The 16,540-nt window shown below is 38.9% G+C and carries 13 protein-coding genes; 9 read left to right on the forward strand and 4 right to left on the reverse strand.

Going from position 1 to position 16,540, the window contains the following annotated elements:
* Positions 1-30 precede the first annotated feature (30 nt).
* Genes HGR01_RS18865 through HGR01_RS18875 form a run of 3 tightly spaced genes read left to right on the forward strand, consistent with a single transcriptional unit; the run spans position 31 to position 6,912 of the window.
* Positions 31-807, forward strand: coding sequence for an ABC transporter ATP-binding protein (locus HGR01_RS18865; protein WP_045871112.1), 777 nt, complete (start codon positions 31-33; stop codon positions 805-807).
* Positions 807-1,304, forward strand: coding sequence for a hypothetical protein (locus HGR01_RS18870; RefSeq protein ID WP_235623066.1), 498 nt, complete (start codon positions 807-809; stop codon positions 1,302-1,304). Before HGR01_RS18865 ends, HGR01_RS18870 begins: the two co-directional genes overlap by 1 nt.
* A gap of 37 nt (positions 1,305-1,341) precedes the next feature.
* A complete protein-coding gene (locus tag HGR01_RS18875) occupies positions 1,342-6,912 on the forward strand; it encodes an ATP-binding sensor histidine kinase (protein WP_045871111.1) in 5,571 nt (1,856 codons plus the stop codon).
* On the opposite strand, the gene HGR01_RS18880 is transcribed toward HGR01_RS18875, so the two are convergent.
* Entirely contained in the window at positions 6,889-7,950 is a 1,062-nt protein-coding gene (locus tag HGR01_RS18880; RefSeq protein WP_045871110.1) for a J domain-containing protein, read from the reverse strand. The two genes, HGR01_RS18875 and HGR01_RS18880, sit on opposite strands and share 24 nt — an antisense overlap.
* 630 nt (positions 7,951-8,580) lie before the next feature.
* On the opposite strand from HGR01_RS18880, the gene HGR01_RS18885 reads away from it, so the two are divergent.
* Together HGR01_RS18885 and HGR01_RS18890 are read left to right on the forward strand one after the other, a co-directional pair.
* Positions 8,581-8,790, forward strand: a complete 210-nt coding sequence (locus tag HGR01_RS18885) for a hypothetical protein (RefSeq protein WP_045871109.1) — start codon at positions 8,581-8,583, stop codon at positions 8,788-8,790.
* An 86-nt stretch (positions 8,791-8,876) separates the two neighbouring features.
* Positions 8,877-9,023: a hypothetical protein gene (locus HGR01_RS18890; protein ID WP_155539308.1), complete on the forward strand. Its 147-nt coding sequence runs from the start codon at positions 8,877-8,879 to the stop codon at positions 9,021-9,023.
* Between the two features lie 19 nt (positions 9,024-9,042).
* Here the strand turns inward: HGR01_RS18890 and HGR01_RS18895 are convergent, their stop codons facing one another.
* Positions 9,043-9,708 carry a class I SAM-dependent methyltransferase gene (locus HGR01_RS18895; protein WP_045871108.1) on the reverse strand — a complete coding sequence of 222 codons (666 nt, stop codon included), beginning with the start codon at positions 9,706-9,708 and terminating at the stop codon, positions 9,043-9,045.
* Positions 9,709-9,776: 68 nt separating this feature from the next.
* Here HGR01_RS18895 and HGR01_RS18900 point away from each other — a divergent pair, with 68 nt between their 5' ends.
* Complete coding sequence (locus tag HGR01_RS18900) at positions 9,777-10,181, forward strand: hypothetical protein (RefSeq protein ID WP_045871107.1); 405 nt, start codon at positions 9,777-9,779, stop codon at positions 10,179-10,181.
* Positions 10,182-10,278: 97 nt separating this feature from the next.
* Positions 10,279-11,052, forward strand: coding sequence for a hypothetical protein (locus tag HGR01_RS18905; protein ID WP_045871106.1), 774 nt, complete (start codon positions 10,279-10,281; stop codon positions 11,050-11,052).
* A gap of 178 nt (positions 11,053-11,230) precedes the next feature.
* Here HGR01_RS18905 and HGR01_RS18910 read toward each other — a convergent pair whose 3' ends face one another.
* Both HGR01_RS18910 and HGR01_RS18915 read right to left on the reverse strand, forming a co-directional pair.
* Positions 11,231-11,818, reverse strand: coding sequence for a Uma2 family endonuclease (locus tag HGR01_RS18910; protein ID WP_045871105.1), 588 nt, complete (start codon positions 11,816-11,818; stop codon positions 11,231-11,233).
* Between the two features lie 90 nt (positions 11,819-11,908).
* Entirely contained in the window at positions 11,909-13,249 is a 1,341-nt protein-coding gene (locus tag HGR01_RS18915) for an N-acetylmuramoyl-L-alanine amidase (protein ID WP_045871104.1), read from the reverse strand.
* A gap of 141 nt (positions 13,250-13,390) precedes the next feature.
* Here HGR01_RS18915 and HGR01_RS18920 point away from each other — a divergent pair, with 141 nt between their 5' ends.
* Together HGR01_RS18920 and dnaG are read left to right on the forward strand one after the other, a co-directional pair.
* On the forward strand, positions 13,391-13,603 hold the full coding sequence (locus tag HGR01_RS18920) for a hypothetical protein (protein ID WP_155539306.1): 213 nt from the start codon (positions 13,391-13,393) through the stop codon (positions 13,601-13,603).
* Complete coding sequence (gene dnaG / locus HGR01_RS18925; RefSeq protein ID WP_096621656.1) at positions 13,569-15,485, forward strand: DNA primase; 1,917 nt, start codon at positions 13,569-13,571, stop codon at positions 15,483-15,485. Before HGR01_RS18920 ends, dnaG begins: the two co-directional genes overlap by 35 nt.
* The last annotated feature ends 1,055 nt before the right edge of the window (positions 15,486-16,540 follow it).

Here is a 16,540-nt window from a genome sequence, read left to right on the forward strand (position 1 = left end):
TTACCAATTACCCAACACTAAATCAAATCTATGCCTTTAGAATTACAAAACCTTACTGGCGGTTACACCTCATATCCCATTATTCAAAACATTAACCTAACATTACAAACAGGAGAATGGTTAAGTTTAGTGGGTGCTAATGGTTCTGGGAAATCTACTTTATTAAAATTACTTAGTCGCATTCTTTCGCCGCAGCAAGGAACTGTGTTATTAGATGGCAAAGAAATTCACTCCCAACCGCCGCATTTAGTAGCTCAAAAATTGGCATTGTTACCGCAACAACAAACTGTACCTGTGGGCTTAACTGTGCGACAATTAGTAGGCTTAGGACGTACACCCCATCAACCTTGGTGGCAATGGGAATTAACAGCTAAAGATAAGCAGAAAGTAGAAGCTGCAATTACTAAAACCCAACTAGAAAAATTTAGCGATCGCCTGGTTGAACAGCTTTCTGGGGGCGAAAGACAACGGGCTTTTTTGGCTTTAGCTTTGGCGCAAGAACCACGGGTTTTATTGTTAGATGAACCGACAACTTATTTAGATATCAATTATCAGTTACAACTATTAGAATTACTCAAAGATTTAAATCAGCAACAAGAATTAACTATTGTCACAGTATTACACGAATTAAATTTAGCCGCGCGCTATAGTTCCCGCATTGCTTTATTAAAACAAGGTGAACTTTGGGATGTCGGTACACCAGCAGCCGTCCTCACCCCAGATGCGATCGCCCAAGTCTTCGGCGTGGAATCCGTTATTATCCAAACACCTGTCGGTTTACAGGTTTGTGCGATCGCGGCTGTGTAATGGGGAGGGGAAAGGGGAAGGGGGAAAGGGGAAAGGAGAAATTATTATTACCCATTCCCCATTACTCATTACCCATTCCCCATTACTCATTACTCATTACCCATTACCCATTCCCCATTACTCATTACCCATTACCCATTCCCCATTACTCATTACTCATTACCCATTACTCATTACCCATTACTCATTACCCATTACTCATTACTCATTACTCATTACTCATTACCCATTACTCATTACTCATTACTCATTACCCATTACCCATTACCCATTACCCATTACTCATTACTCATTACTCATTACTCATTACCCATTACTCATTACCCATTACTAATTACTCATTACCCATTACTCATTACCCATTACCCATTACTCATTACCCATTACTCATTACCCATTACTCATTACCCATTACTCATTACCCATTACCCATTACCCCTTCCCCATTACCCCTCCCATTTGTTATATACCTTCCCATTCATGGGAACACTAGTTAATAAATCAAATTTTATTAACATAGTGAGTTTTAGTGATATGGTGACTGCATTATTTAAAGTTCCAGGGTACCAAATTGAGCAACAAATTTATGCGGGAGATAGAACAGTTGTTTACCGGGGAATTAGAAAGCTAGATTCACATCCTGTAATTTTAAAATTGATGCGGAATGATTATCCGAGTCTCAATGAAGTTATCCAATTTCGTAACCAGTACAATATTACGAAAAATCTCAATATCTGCGGTGTTGTTAAACCATACAGCCTGGAACAATATGGTAATGGCTATGTGCTGGTAATGGAAGATTATGGTGGTGTATCTTTATCCCATTACGTGAAGCAACATCTGGTTGGGGATAAGTTACCTCTAGAAGAATTTTTTCCGATTGCGATCGCAATTACTGCAACTCTGGGTGAATTGCACAGACAACGCATCATTTACAAAGATATTAAGCCTGCTAATATCTTGATTCATCCCGAAACTAAGCAAATTAAAATTATTGATTTTTCTATTGCTTCTTTATTACCAAAAGAAAGTCAACAAATACAAAATCCCAATGTTTTAGAAGGAACTTTGGCTTATATTTCTCCAGAACAAACTGGCAGAATGAATCGGGGTATTGATTATCGCACAGATTTTTATTCGCTGGGTGTAACTTTTTATCAGTTATTGACAGGAAAGTTACCCTTTGAATCAGCCGATCCTATGGAGTTGGTTTACTGTCATATTGCTAAAATGCCTATGGCATTGGGTAACAGCAAAGAAATTCCCCAAGTACTATCTGATATTGTCATGAAACTGATGGCGAAAAATGCCGAAGACCGCTATCAGAGTGCGGCTGGTTTAAGATATGACTTAGAACATTGTTTTAGTCAATGGCAAAAAAACAGTGCGATCGCACCTTTTGCACTAGGACAAAGAGATATTAGCGATCGCTTTTTAATTCCAGAAAAACTCTATGGACGTAAAAGCGATGTTGAGGCTTTACTACAGGTATTTGACCGGGTTGCAGGTAATAGAGAACAGACAGCAAATTATAATTTATTATCTCAAAGTGAACTAGTTTTAATAGCAGGTTTTTCGGGTATTGGGAAAACTGCTGTAGTTAATGAAGTTCATAAGCCAATTGTGCGGCAAAAAGGCTATTTTATTGCAGGTAAGTTTGACCAGTTTCAACGGAACATTCCCTTTTTTGCTTTTGTGCAAGCTTTAGAGGATTTGATGTCACAAATTCTTACCCAAAGCGATAGCCAAATTGCTGATTGGAAAACTAAAATTTTAGCGGCTTTGGGAGATAATGCTCAAGTTATTATTGATGTGATTCCCGAACTGAAAAGAATCATTGGTAACCAACAACCTGTCACAGAACTTGCGGGTAGTGCGGCACAACAAAGATTTAATCGCTTATTTCGCAAATTTATTCAGGTATTTGCCACTCCCGAACATCCTTTAGTGATATTTTTAGATGATTTGCAATGGGCAGATACAGCATCATTGCAATTATTAAAAATGTTAATGAGTGAAATTAAAATTAGGAGTTTATTAATCATTGGTGCCTATCGGGATAATGAAGTTACAGAGAACCATCCCTTAATGCTGACATTAGATGAATTACGTAATACTCAATTTCAAAATAAAATCACCACAATTACTTTAGCACCACTCACCGCTACTGATATCAATCATTTATTTGCTGATAGTTTAAGCTGTACGTTAAAAGAAGCATTACCTCTGGCTAAACTAATTTATCAAAAAACCCAAGGAAATCCTTTTTTTAGCTTGCAAATGTTAAAAAGCCTTTATGCAGAAGGGCATATTAATTTTGCACCGGAATTTGGGATCTGGCGATATGACTTGCATCAGGTAGACAATTTAAAACTGACAGATAATGTTGTGGAGTTTATGGTGCTGCAATTGCAGAAATTACCAGCAGCCACACAAGATATTTTAAAGTTAGCGGCTTGTATTGGTAATACATTTGATTTAGAAACTTTAGCAATTGTCTATGAAAAACCTTTGGTAGAAACCGCCGCTAATTTATGGTCAGCTTTAACTGAAGGTTTAATTGTAGCTAGAAGCCAAACATATAAATTTTTCTACCAAGAAGATAACACATCTCAACTTCATAGTTCTGGCATTTTTTTTAATGGTGATGATTATATTTATGATTTTCTCCACGACCGCGTCCAACAAGCTGCTTATTCTTTAATTGATGAATCCCAAAAACAAGTTACGCATTTGCAAATTGGTAATTTACTGTTAAAAAATATTCCTAATGATGCACAAGAAGAGCATATTTTTGAGCTTGTCAATCATTTGAATATAGGATTACAATTAATTACCGAGCCAACCCAAAAAGAGCAAGTAGCGCGATTGAATTTGCAAGCAGGACGTAGAGCTAAAGCTGCCACAGCTTACGCCACAGCATCCCAATATTTAGCCACTGCTATGCAATTGTTAGTCGATAATAGCTGGGTAACAGAATATGAATTAACTTTTGCAATTTACAAGGAACTTGCAGAAGTTGAGTATTTAAATAGTAATTTTATTCAATCTCATGCCCTGATTAAAGAAGCATTAATCCAGATAAAATCAGCACCCCAGAAAGCTGAATTATATAATCTATTAATTGTGCAGCATACAATGCAAGCTGATTATGCCCTAGCAATTGAGGTGGGTAAACAAGCTTTATCTCTGTTGGATATTAATTTTTCTGATGCTAATATTAAATCTTTGATTGATGCCGAAATTGCGGAAATTACCGCTAGTTTAGCAAATCGCCCAGTCATTTCGCTGTTGGATGCACCCGTAAATACAAATCCAATTTATAGTTCTGCCATTAAATTATTAATTAGTTTAGATCCACCTACTTATATTAGTTCCGCGCTGGATTTATATATTTTTGTGACAGTTAAAGCGACAAATTTGTCAATTAAATATGGTAATGTGGCGGAATCTGCTAAAGCCTATGTTAATTATGGTTTTCTTTTAGGTTCGACTTTAGGAGATTATCGTACAGGATATGAATTTGGCATTCTAGCAACTCAAATAGCTGACAAATTTTACGATCGCGGTCAAAAATGTAAAGTAAATTTATTGTTGGGTAATTGGTTACATAATTGGAGTAAACCCGCGCATTTAGCAATTGCTATTAACAATGCTGGCTACCAAGCTGGTTTAGATACAGGAGAAGTACAATTTGCTGGTTATAACTTGCTGGGTAATATATGCAATCAATATTTTCAAGGCGCTAACTTAAATCATATTCGTGCAGATATTAGCAAATTTCTGCCTTTTACTCACCAAACAAAAAATACATTCATATCTGAGATGTTACTGGAAATCCAACAGGTAATTAATCAATTAATTGGCGATGACTCAGAAACATTCTCACCAGAATTACAACCAATGAGTCAATCAGCTATGACTCTGGCGATCGCGCATATTTTCAAAGCGCAATTAAATTATTTACAAGCACAATTTGATATTGCTTTATACCACATCACCCAAGCAGAAAAATATCTGCCGGCGATTTTTGGTTTTACCACTTCAGCTAGTTATCCTTTTGCTCACGCTTTAATTTTAGCAGCGCTTTATCCCCAAGCATCCCAAGAAAGACAACGTCAATATTGGCAAACTTTAATTACGCATCAAAACCAAATCAAAATTTGGGCAAATTCTTGTCCGGAAAACTTTGAGCATCGCTATTTGTTAATTCAAGCAGAGATTGCGCGGATTACCAACCGAGAATTAGAGGCGATGGATCTTTACGATCGCGCGATCGCCTCGGCGCAAATTCATGGCTTTACGCAAAATGTCGCTTTAGCTAAGGAATTAGCTGGAAAGTTTTGGTTCGCCAAAGGTAAAACCAATATTGCTCAACTTTATCTCAGCGAGGCGGTAGAAGCTTACATCCAATGGGGAGCCATCTCCCAAGTTAAACTTTTAGAAGCACAATATCCACGCTTATTCAAGAAAAATCAAAATTTATCGCTGCTAGCAACTGAATCTCGCCAAAAAAGCACTATATCTACCACTAACATTAATTTTTCAGCACAAATAGACTGTGCTGCTTTTTTGAAAGCCTCTCAAGCGATCGCCTCAGAAATTCAACTCGAACAACTCTTGGCGATTTTAATGCAAGTCATGCTAGAGAATACTGGCGCGAAAAAATGCGTACTGTTATTAACCAAGCACCAGCAGTTAGCGATCGCCGCCACAGCTAGCTTTGATGGAGACAAGATTCTCTCTCAAATTCACCTCTCAGCTATCCCTTTAGAAGCCAGCCAAGACATCCCCCTGGCTGTGATCAATTATGTCAAGCGCACCTTTGCACCCTTGGTAATTGATGACATCGCTAGCGAATCACGCTTTGCTAGTGATGCTTACATCACCTCCCAGCAACCGCGCAGTGTGCTGTGTACTCCCATCCTCAATCAAGGCGAGTTGATGGGTGTATTGTACTTAGAAAACCAACTGACAGCCGGAGTTTTCACCCGCGATCGCTTGGAAGTGGTGCAACTTTTAACCAGCCAAGCTGCTATCTCCCTAGAAAACGCGCAGCTTTACACCGATTTATCACAAACCACAGCCGAACTCCAACAAGCAAATACCCAATTAGCAGCATATTCTCATACTTTAGAGGCAAAAGTTGCCGAGCGCACAGCACAATTAAATGCTCAAACACAACAATTAGAAACAGCATTTAAAAACTTACAAACTGCTCAAATGCAACTGATTCAAAATGAAAAAATGTCGGCTTTAGGACAGCTAGTAGCAGGAATTGCTCATGAAATTAATAACCCCATTAGCTTTATTTTTAGCAATCTTTCCCCTGCCACAGAATACATTAATGATTTAATCCATGTATTGCAATGTTATCGTCAACAATATCCCCAACCCACACCGCAACTACAAGAGCAAATTGCCGATGTTGAACTGGATTTTATCACCCTGGATTTGCAAAAAATTCTCCGTTCTATGGAAGTTGGGGCAGAAAGAATTCGCGATATTGTCGTCTCACTGAGAAATTTTTCGCGTCTAGATGAAGCGGAAATTAAAGCTGTGGATATTCATGAAGGTATTGATAGTACTTTAATGATTTTGCAAAACCTCCTGCAAGCAAAATCCGAACGTCCAGAAATTATTGTCAGTAAAGAATACGGAGAAATTCCCGTAATTGAATGTTATGCAGGACAACTTAACCAGGTATTTATCAACCTGATTATGAATGCCATCGAAGCCTTAGATGATGCCATTATTCAAGGCAAGATGACTGATACTCCTCAAATTTGTATTCGTACAGCACTCGATGAATTAGATAAAATAAAAATTTACATTGCTGATAATGGTATTGGCATTAGCGACAGCATCAAGCCTTATTTATTTGATCCATTCTTCACCACTAAACAAGTTGGCAAAGGCACAGGTTTAGGCTTGTCAATCAGTTACCAAATTATTGTAGATAAACACCAGGGAAAATTAGAATGTCAATCAACACCAGATACAGGTGCAGAGTTTGTAATTACACTACCAATTCGGCGGCCAAGGTTTAATCTCGGTGTAGATATTGAAAATAGCTATATTTTAGAATCTGACGACACCTTGTAATTCTGATAGCATCTGCTCTAAAATATCTGCCATAATTTCCTGGTTCAAATCATGTAATATTCCTGGGCCATTGAGAAACTCTTGAATTGTAATTTTTTGTTCCTTAAAATCTTTTACAAAATCCCGAATTTCTGTCACCATATTCATTTGAGCGTCGATTTCATTTAACATTTGGGAAATCGAGTTTACACCTGCTTTGGCTGCTTTGCGATGATCTGCAACCATTGCACCTTCAGGAGTATGTTTCGCCTGACGCAGTTCCCGTTTTAAATTCTCATATTGATTTTTCAAAATTTGATTTTGCTGTTCTAGAGTCTTACATCTTCTAGTTAAATCATCCTCGCTATTATTATCAATAGATTCGCCTAATTCATGCTGACGTTCAATTTCTAAAAGTCTAGCTAAATCTCCTTCTTGGTAAGCTTTATTAATTTCCTTCATGATTTCTGTGTGGTACATTTGCGTTTCGCTGTCTTTCACCTTATCTGGATGAAAGATTTCCGCTAATCTGAGAAATGTTTGGCGAATTTTCCGAGATTCATCTTTTCGATTTCCCGAATTATCTCCCCATTCTTGCTGTCTTTGGTGATGTTGATCGCGATTTCCTTCACTCTCTTCCTCGAAATCAAACTCTTGTCGCAAATTTTCAAATAGTTCATCGAGTTCTGTATCTTCTTGCTGACTTTCAATCTTAGGACTAATCACTCCTGCCAACTGGAGATTACGATAAAGTAATTTAATATTTTTTAAGCTTTGTTTACCTAACTTCCTGGTAGTAAATATTGCCTCAAATAGCGCATGAATTTCCTGATCAATATCAGTCATTTGCTTTAACTTGGGAGTAGCGCGATGAAATATCTCCGTTGCTAAAGAGCGCATTTTTTCGACAAAGTTTTTTAATTCTGTGCGCTTGCGCTTAATCTGTTTTAGTAGCGATTGATGTTCCTTTTCTAACGCATCTAAATAGATATGTAACTCCGAGAGTGCTAATGGTGTAGCTGGAACTGAGTGAGATTTTGACGATTTTGTTCGCGGCATAAAATACCTAAAAAACTCAAGGGTTAAATAAATAACACAACTATTAAGTTTAGAAGTTATTAGTTACAGAAGATACTTTCTAGATGATACATGATTGCTGTAATCAGTAATCACCCAAAATTAAATTTCTGCGTAGAGGTAAACCACAATAGGCGACAAGTATATTTAATTTCTCAGGTACAAGGGTGGGTGAGCGCAGTGAGTACGGCATCATCTAAAACTTTTGGTATTATCAAGCAAGAAGTTATTAAATTGTTGTAAAAGCTACATTTTCGCGATTGAAGGCGGCTTTGTTAATTGCCAACTATGACTACAGACGTAGAAGTTAAACAATAAGAATAAATTTTAGGAAAAATTTAGAATTTTTATCGGCTTTCCTTTTCAGAATGAGCGCCATAGCTGTTGTAGTTCTTTAGATAATCAAGTACTATCTGACGAAATATCAATAAACCCCACTGGTTAATTCTAGAGGAGGTGATGCTTAAGAGGTTTGAGGTGCTATTTATGGTAATAGCAAATGTAATTCTAGCTATGCAACTGTCAAAACCATTGAGAGCATAGGGATTTCACACTTTAACTGAGTAAGACTTCTGATATTGCCATGTCTACTACTATTAGGTAGGTAACATTATGCATATTTCTATTTGGCTATTTATTGCCGCTACTTCTTATACTTTAGGTGCTATTATTCAATGGCTGCAACTGAGAAACAAACTCACCGAGATATACGAATATACTAATTTTCCCATAGTTTGGGCAGCAAATTTAGTTGCTATGTTTGTCTGTTGTATTAAAGCTTTACTTTGGCCTTATATTTTGTTGCTCGATCAAGAAAATTAGTACCGCTGTGCGGAAGTCAAACTTTGTACAGTTGATATTTTTTCAGGAATCAAATCGGATTCCTATATATAGCGTTTCGTAGTTTAGTGAAAGTACAAATTTATCAGCGTTTATCAGCGTTTATCCTCTATCATCTGCGGTTAATTTTTTATTGCTGTACCTTACCAATATCGGAAGCGCGATATTTAGCTATGCTGGTGCGTTGCGCTGCGCGACAACGCACCCTACGGTAATTTTATTTTTAAATAAACTCTAATGTCTTTTGAGAGCTAAAGTTAAACCATCACCAATAGGAACTAGAGAAATTGTTACCCGTTCGTCGTCGCGTAACTTTTGATTGAAGATGCGAATAGCTTGGGTACTTTCATTTTGAATTTCTGGATTGGCAACTCTGCCTGACCATAAAACATTATCGATCGCAATCAATCCCCCCGGACGGATCAATTGTAAAGCGCGCTCGTAATAGCCGTCATAATTGACTTTATCGGCATCAATAAAAGCAAAATCAAAGGTATGAGCTTGCCCAGTGGCTAACAAATTATCTAAAGTTGCTAAAGCTGGTGCTAATCGCAGGTCAATTTTATCGGCTACTCTGGCTTCTTGCCAATACAATCGCGCGATTGCAGTATATTCTTCGCTAACATCACAGGCGATAATCTTACCATCAGCCGGCAGCGCCAAGGCTACCGAAAGCGAACTATAACCCGTAAAAACGCCAACTTCCAAGGTTTTCTTCGCACCAATTAACTGCACCAGCAATCTCATAAACTGTCCTTGTTCGGGAGAAATTTGCATATTCCCGCTAGGATGGCTGGCTGTTTCTTGACGCAATCTCTGCAGAATTTCTGGTTCTCTGAGGGAAACTGCTAGCAAATAACTGTAGAGTTGTTCATTCAGTCCAAGAGTTCGCGTTGACATAGTAGATTAGAGAATTTGGCTCATCAACCGCTATACTATCGCTGGAGAGTGATCTGTAAAAAATAACTATGTTGCGGTTAGTGTTGACAGCTTTACTAGTGCTATTGACAGCCTGTGGTACGATTGGGCTGCTACCCACTAATCAGTTAGTGCAAAAAGCGATCGCACTTCAGCTAGAACAAACGCAACAACAACTTAGCCAAAAGCTGGATTTAGACTTAAAAGGCTTTGATATTGAAAAGCTAGCAATTAGCGAACAAAAACCCCTGACTATCGAAAATTTACCTGCTTTCCGGGTACGGGGAACCTACGACTTAATTATCAAATTACCTAAGAGACGCTTGACGCAACTGCAACAACCTTTTGAAGTTTATCTGCAAATTCAACGAGAAGGTAAAACTTGGCGATTGCTTTTACCAGAAAGGGTAAATAAAGATACTCAACCTATTTGGCATAGCTATCTCATCTTGTAGCTAATTGTGCAATTCTAAAAACTATCATAGGGATTACCGTAAAACTGCCCAAGCCTAGCCATGATTGAGGTAACAATTTCACTATAGGCAGGGCAATATGTATATTAATTTTTTTGTGAGTTCTATTGTTGGAATTTTAGTGATCGTACTGGGGACTTTTGGTATCCTGCAATGGTTGCACATCCCGGCTGGTAGCTTTCTCGATTGGGCTATTGGTGGCGCAAGCTTTTGGTGGCTATTGGTAATTGTTACCGTACCCTGGAATGTACATTTTCAAGCGAAAGAAGTGTTAGCAGAAGGCGCACAGTCCAAAGAAAAGGGAATTCCTGTAGATGAGAAACAATTAAAGTATGTCAAACTTTTAGCCAAGCGATCGCTGTGGTTGGCGATCGCTTTACATATCATTTCCACCATTGGACTTTATACCCTCGCCGCCACAGGTATTAGTGCTGTAGGATACATCAGTTCCGGTGCAGCTTTGTTACTAACTGTTCTCCGTCCAGCAATCCGCGCCTACGAATATTTATACACAAGATTGCGGATGATTCGTCAAGAATGGCAATATCCCCGTGAAGATATTGTGGAACTGCGCGATCGCTTTTCGATATTGGAAGAAAAAGTCAAATCCTTAGAAGAACAGCTGAATTCAGAAAACTCTTATTCAATTCCCGCAACTCAACAACGGTTTAGTGAAGAAACCCGCCGCGACTTAGCCAGAATCGCCGCCAATCTAGAAGAACTGCGCGCCACCAACCAAACCGAACACGAACGATTATCGAGAGAAGCCAGAAATGCGATCGCGCAACTTTCCACAGACGGACAATTTCTCGATCATGTGCGCGAAATTATCCGCTTTTTCAAAACAGCATAATGAGTGCTGATACCAAATCAAATAATGTTTGCGAAAACCTTAAATTGTAGGGTGCGTTACGCTATCGCTAACGCACCGAGAAAGATGGTGCGTTACTTGCTACAACGCTCTTAACCCGTGCAACGCAGTGGCTTCCCTACTTAATATTTACTGCTATATCAGCTGTTATTATTGGAAATCAAGTAAATTGACGAGGAAAAACAGCAGCTAAATCTAGCGTTGGAGATAAAGGCAAAGGTAATTCTACTGATTGATTCGCTAAAAATATCCGTTTGAAGCGATAGCCAAAATTACCTTGAGAATCTTGATAAGGTTCGCTGTAGGCTTCTAATTGCTTAACAACTAAATTAAATATCCAGTAATGAGGAATTTCAGCCTCAGCATATAAAGGCATTTTGACATTACGATCGTAATCTAAAGATGAATCCGCAATTTCAATAACTAAAAATATATCTGGCGGCGTAGGGTGTGCAGATAAATAGTTATCTGCTGTCGAACGAACTATAGCAAAATCAGGTTCTGGTTCACTACCTGATGGTAAATTTATAGGGTCTTGACACTGTAACTCAGCTTTCCCTGCGACTAGTTGACCTAGTTCTCGAATTAGATTTCTGCAACAGGTTGTGTGTGCTGTTCCTTTAGCTATCATCTGCACTAGTTCGCCGCGAATGAGTTCGACACGTTCGTCTTCGTGGAAAAAACCTAATTTAATTAAACGATGGTATTCGTTCACTGTAAAGCGTCGCGTTGTTATCTGACTCAGCATTTGAATTACAGTTGATGTTTTACGTCTTTTCTATTTTTACAAATTTATTACTTTGGTGCGATCGCCATTAGTAATTTCAATCCGGCTAATTCAAATACCATATAACCGTTTGACCATAGCTGTAATTTTCGCACCATAATCTAAATCTGCTGACCAGCGCCCGGATAATTGATCAATTAAGGGTGCAATTCCCCGTGTCACAAACCGAAATCTGGGGTCTACAACTTCATTTACTAAAGGTTCTAAACTAGCATAAGCTTTTAAATGTTGGATATGTGCCCTCACACCAATTCTGGCACTTTCAAAAGATGCTGCTTGTGTAGCGCCGCCAATTGTCCCTAAACCAGCAAAGTTATTTTGCTCGGGTTTAATATCACCACCAAAGCGTAAAAATCCAGTTTCTACACACATTTGGCAAAAGGCTATATCGTAATTAACTCCTTCTACGCTGGCTTCTTCTCGGTAGAGTTTTGGTATATCAGGAAATCTTACTAAAGCATTCTCATTATTATTTCTCAAGAATACTTGTAACTGCACTTCTGAAGTGTTGCCATTCGAGACTATTCTATCTAACTGTCCGGGGCAAACTACCAAAATAGAACGCAATTGTACAGTTTTTGTTGCCGCATCCCAACCCACAGAAACATTAAAGTCTCGCAGTTCAATTGCTTTAACATACACTACTTTATGATAGGTAATACGGCGAACTTCGGGAACTTTTGATAAATCAACTCGCAAGCGGTCTGCTAAATCAATGGGGATGTAAGCATTACCATTAACAAGTATGCCTTTTTCGGCGTAATTTTGCCCATTAACACTAATATTAATCGGAGGATAAGTTACCTCTGGTGTATTACCTTGGCTGGGGTCAACTACACGACTCCAGGATGCCAAGCCATCGGCAATCCCTAAAGCAAAATCACGGCGACGGGTTTGCAATAAAGACCTATCTTCTGGACTGCTGAGAAATCCTACTTGCATCAACAAAGCCGCGATCGCAGTTTGTCGGCAAAATGCTAACTTACCTAATCCACTATCAGTATCAGGTCTAACTCCGCGATTTGGTAATTGGGGTACACGGCGTACAAGTCCTACTAAAAGCAGTTCCGCATTGCTTTTACGCTGATCGTTACTCGCAATATAGAAGACGCTAGCCCCGCGCACATTTGGGCTAGTAGCTGCATCAGCGTGAATTTCTAACGCCACATCGGTGGAACGTCCACGAGCATTAATCCAGGCGATTGTATCCGCTGCACTCAAATCATCGGGAACAGACAAAACTTCAAAACTCCGCGCCCGCAGTTCTGTTACAATCAAATCCCGCAACAGAATCATTTCTCTAGCTTCTGTTGTCCCGCCTGCGATCGTCCCTGGATCGATTCCGCCAGCTTCTTTACCACCGTGAGCAGCAGAAATAAAAATACGCCCCATCTTCAGTATTTCCTCTTATAAGACTCAGCCTCAGCCATACTATCTATATTTCTTGGTTGAGCAACAACAATATAATATCCATCAGGAGTACTTAATCATTTGTCCTTTGTCTTTTCTCCCAAGTTGGTTGGGGATTGGGGATTGGGGACTGGTGATTGGGGAGATGAGGGAGATGAGGGAGATGAGGGAGCAGAGGGAGCAGAGGAAGCAGGGGTGCAGGGGAGAATAGCCATTACTCATTACTCATTACTCATTACCCATTACCCATTACCAATTACCCATTACCTAACGACAAATGACAAAGGACAAATAACAAACTATGCAAATCCCCCGCTTGCACCCGGATACAATTGAAGAAGTTAAACAACGTGCTGATATTGTAGATGTCGTCTCTGAGTATGTAGTTTTACGCAAGCGCGGTAAAGATTTTGTGGGATTATGCCCGTTCCACGATGAGAAAACCCCTAGCTTTACTGTTAGTCAGACTAAGCAAATGTATTATTGCTTCGGCTGTCAAGCGGCGGGAAATGCGATTAAGTTTGTGATGGACGTGGGTAAGCGTTCCTTTGTGGAAGTGGTACTAGATTTTGCACGGCGTTATCAAGTACCTGTACAAACCTTAGAACCTGAGCAAAGACAAGAATTGCAGCGTCAGCTGTCTTTGCGTGAGCAATTATATGAAGTTCTCGCTTCTACAGCACAGTTTTATCAACACGCTCTCAGACAATCTGCGGGGCAAAAAGCTCTACAGTATCTCAAAAGCGATCGCATTCTCAAAGAAGAAACAATACAGCAATTTGGTTTAGGTTATGCTCCCGCAGGTTGGGAAACTGTTTACCGTTATTTGGTAGATAGTAAACATTACCCAGTACAACTAGTAGAAAAAGCGGGATTGATTAAACCCCGTAAGGAAGGGGGCGGTTATTATGATGTGTTTCGCGATCGCCTGATGATTCCCATTCGGGATATTCAAGGGCGGGTAATTGGCTTTGGTGGGCGAACCCTCACCGATGAACAGCCAAAATATCTCAATTCCCCGGAAACTGAGCTTTTTAGTAAAGGTAAGACTCTCTTCGCCCTCGATCAAGCTAAATCTGGGATTTCCCAATTCGATCAAGCTGTGGTGGTAGAAGGATATTTTGATGCGATCGCTCTCCACGCCGCAGGAATTAATAATGTTGTCGCTTCCTTGGGTACTGCCTTAAGTTTAGATCAAGTCCGCTTGGTATTACGCTATACCGACTCAAAACAATTAGTTCTTAACTTTGATGCGGATAATGCAGGTACTAACGCCGCATCTAGAGCGATTGGCGAAATTGCCGAACTCGCTTATATGGGCGAAGTGCAACTGAAAATTCTTAACATCCCCGATGGTAAGGATGCTGATGAATACTTACATAGTCATACCTCAGAAGACTATCGCCAACTTTTAATTAATGCTCCCCTGTGGCTCAATTGGCAGATTGACCAAATCCTTAAAGACCGCGATTTAAAACAGCCTACAGATTTTCAGCAAGTCACTCAAAATATAGTAAAATTACTGATAAATATAGTCAATAAAGATACGCAAAATTATTATATTTCCTATTGTGCAGAAATCCTCAGCTTGGGAGATAGCAGACTAATTCCCCTAAGAGTCGAAAATCTGCTGACTCAAATTTCTCCCGCTAACAACACTTCTCAACCCATACAAATTAAAAAAAAATGGGAGAACAATAAAGCCTCTCAAGCTGCAGTTACTAATAGTGAACGTGGTTTGCTAGAACGTGCAGAAGGCTTATTATTGCGGATTTACTTACATTGTCCCGAACAGCGCGAAGCGATTTTAAATGCATTAGAAGAGAGAGATTTACAATTTAGCCTTTCTCACCACCGCTTTTTGTGGCAAAAAATTATCGAGTTAACCATAGAGCAAATAGACTTAATCTCCAATCTCCAAGATAGATACCTAGAATTAGCTGAAGATTTGAATTTAGTATCTCATTTGTTTCATTTAAATGAGAAAAGCAAGAAAGATATCATGCGGACTCCGCAAGTTGTTCAAGCTGCGATCGCTTGTATGGAAAGGGTAATGCGAGAAAAGCGCTATCGTCACTTTTTGGAACTATGGCAAGAAACCGATCCAGAAGCAGAACCAGAAAGATGGCAATCATATTATCAAGCTTTTTATACTGAAAAACTGCAACTTCAGGAACTAGACCGTCAACGCCAATTTTCCATTACAGACTTGGTTTAGATAAACGTTGTTGCTCAGATCCCCGACTTTTTGAAAAAGTCGGGGATCTAAATCTTGTGATTTTATCAAATTTTGCAAAAACTCCTAAAAACAACAACACCCAAGCTGCGACTTGCTTAGTGATTTCCTCTCGTTTATCTTTGCACACGGGGCTACAATTACTAATTACATACTCGCTATGTAATTAACCTTTTGTATGATCCCCCTCTTTACCACATTGAGGAAATATTAGCTTTCGAGTTGGGTGTTGTTGTTAGTTGGCGATACTGACTATCTAACAGCTTTTTTACCTCTTAACTAACTGGACTTTGTCAACTTGGCTGTTGTATTCGCCGAATGAAGCTTTATTTGCTTCATATTTTTAAAATAGCACGCTTCATTCTGATAGATTCAGTATGAAACTAAACTTTACTTTTAAAAATATTTTGATTTATAAATGGCAACAATTCTTTTTAATAAATACGCCAGACTCTAACTGATTGAGGTGCAGATAATTTTAAGGGCATAACAATGTTATGCCCCTACCTGAACTAACCGAATTCTATAAAATTTTGGCAAAAACCTCTAAAAACAACAACACCCAAGCTGCGACCTGCTTAGTGATTTCCTCTGACTTTGGCTTTGCAGATGGGGCTACAAAAATTATCTACATACTCGCGATGTAATAATAATTTACTTGTATTATCCCCCTCTTTACTATATTGAGGAAATATTAGCTTTCGAGTTGGGTGTTGTTGTTAGCTGACGAGACAGACGAATTAACAGCTTTTTTACCTCTTAACTAACTTGTACTTTGTCAACTTGGCTGTTGTATCTGCCAGGGAAGCTTGATTAGCTTCATGTATTTAAAATAGCACGCTTAATTTCTGATAGATTCTACTGAAAATAAACTTTACCTACTTAGACGTTTTCACTCATCAATTGCAACGTTTTCTTAAAGATAGACAATCAAATATATAGCTAACCTAAATTATTGCTGAAAAATAAATTGCCTGACTCTACATTTAGAGAATTCACCAAATAAAACCTCTGTTATCTATAAAAGGCGATCGCAG

Origin of the sequence: Tolypothrix sp. PCC 7712 (assembly GCF_025860405.1) — a bacterium.
Taxonomy (GTDB): Bacteria; Cyanobacteriota; Cyanobacteriia; order Cyanobacteriales; family Nostocaceae; genus Aulosira; species Aulosira diplosiphon.

Bases quoted from the DNA above. Each gene is read 5' to 3' on its own strand.
- HGR01_RS18865 (WP_045871112.1), top strand. From the start codon at position 31: ATGCCTTTAGAATTACAAAACCTTACTGGCGGTTACACCTCATATCCC.
- HGR01_RS18870 (WP_235623066.1), top strand. From the start codon at position 807: ATGGGGAGGGGAAAGGGGAAGGGGGAAAGGGGAAAGGAGAAATTATTA.
- HGR01_RS18875 (WP_045871111.1), top strand. From the start codon at position 1,342: ATGGTGACTGCATTATTTAAAGTTCCAGGGTACCAAATTGAGCAACAA.
- HGR01_RS18880 (WP_045871110.1), bottom strand. From the start codon at position 7,950: ATGCCGCGAACAAAATCGTCAAAATCTCACTCAGTTCCAGCTACACCA.
- HGR01_RS18885 (WP_045871109.1), top strand. From the start codon at position 8,581: ATGCATATTTCTATTTGGCTATTTATTGCCGCTACTTCTTATACTTTA.
- HGR01_RS18895 (WP_045871108.1), bottom strand. From the start codon at position 9,708: ATGTCAACGCGAACTCTTGGACTGAATGAACAACTCTACAGTTATTTG.
- HGR01_RS18900 (WP_045871107.1), top strand. From the start codon at position 9,777: ATGTTGCGGTTAGTGTTGACAGCTTTACTAGTGCTATTGACAGCCTGT.
- HGR01_RS18905 (WP_045871106.1), top strand. From the start codon at position 10,279: ATGTATATTAATTTTTTTGTGAGTTCTATTGTTGGAATTTTAGTGATC.
- HGR01_RS18910 (WP_045871105.1), bottom strand. From the start codon at position 11,818: ATGCTGAGTCAGATAACAACGCGACGCTTTACAGTGAACGAATACCAT.
- HGR01_RS18915 (WP_045871104.1), bottom strand. From the start codon at position 13,249: ATGGGGCGTATTTTTATTTCTGCTGCTCACGGTGGTAAAGAAGCTGGC.
- dnaG (WP_096621656.1), top strand. From the start codon at position 13,569: ATGCAAATCCCCCGCTTGCACCCGGATACAATTGAAGAAGTTAAACAA.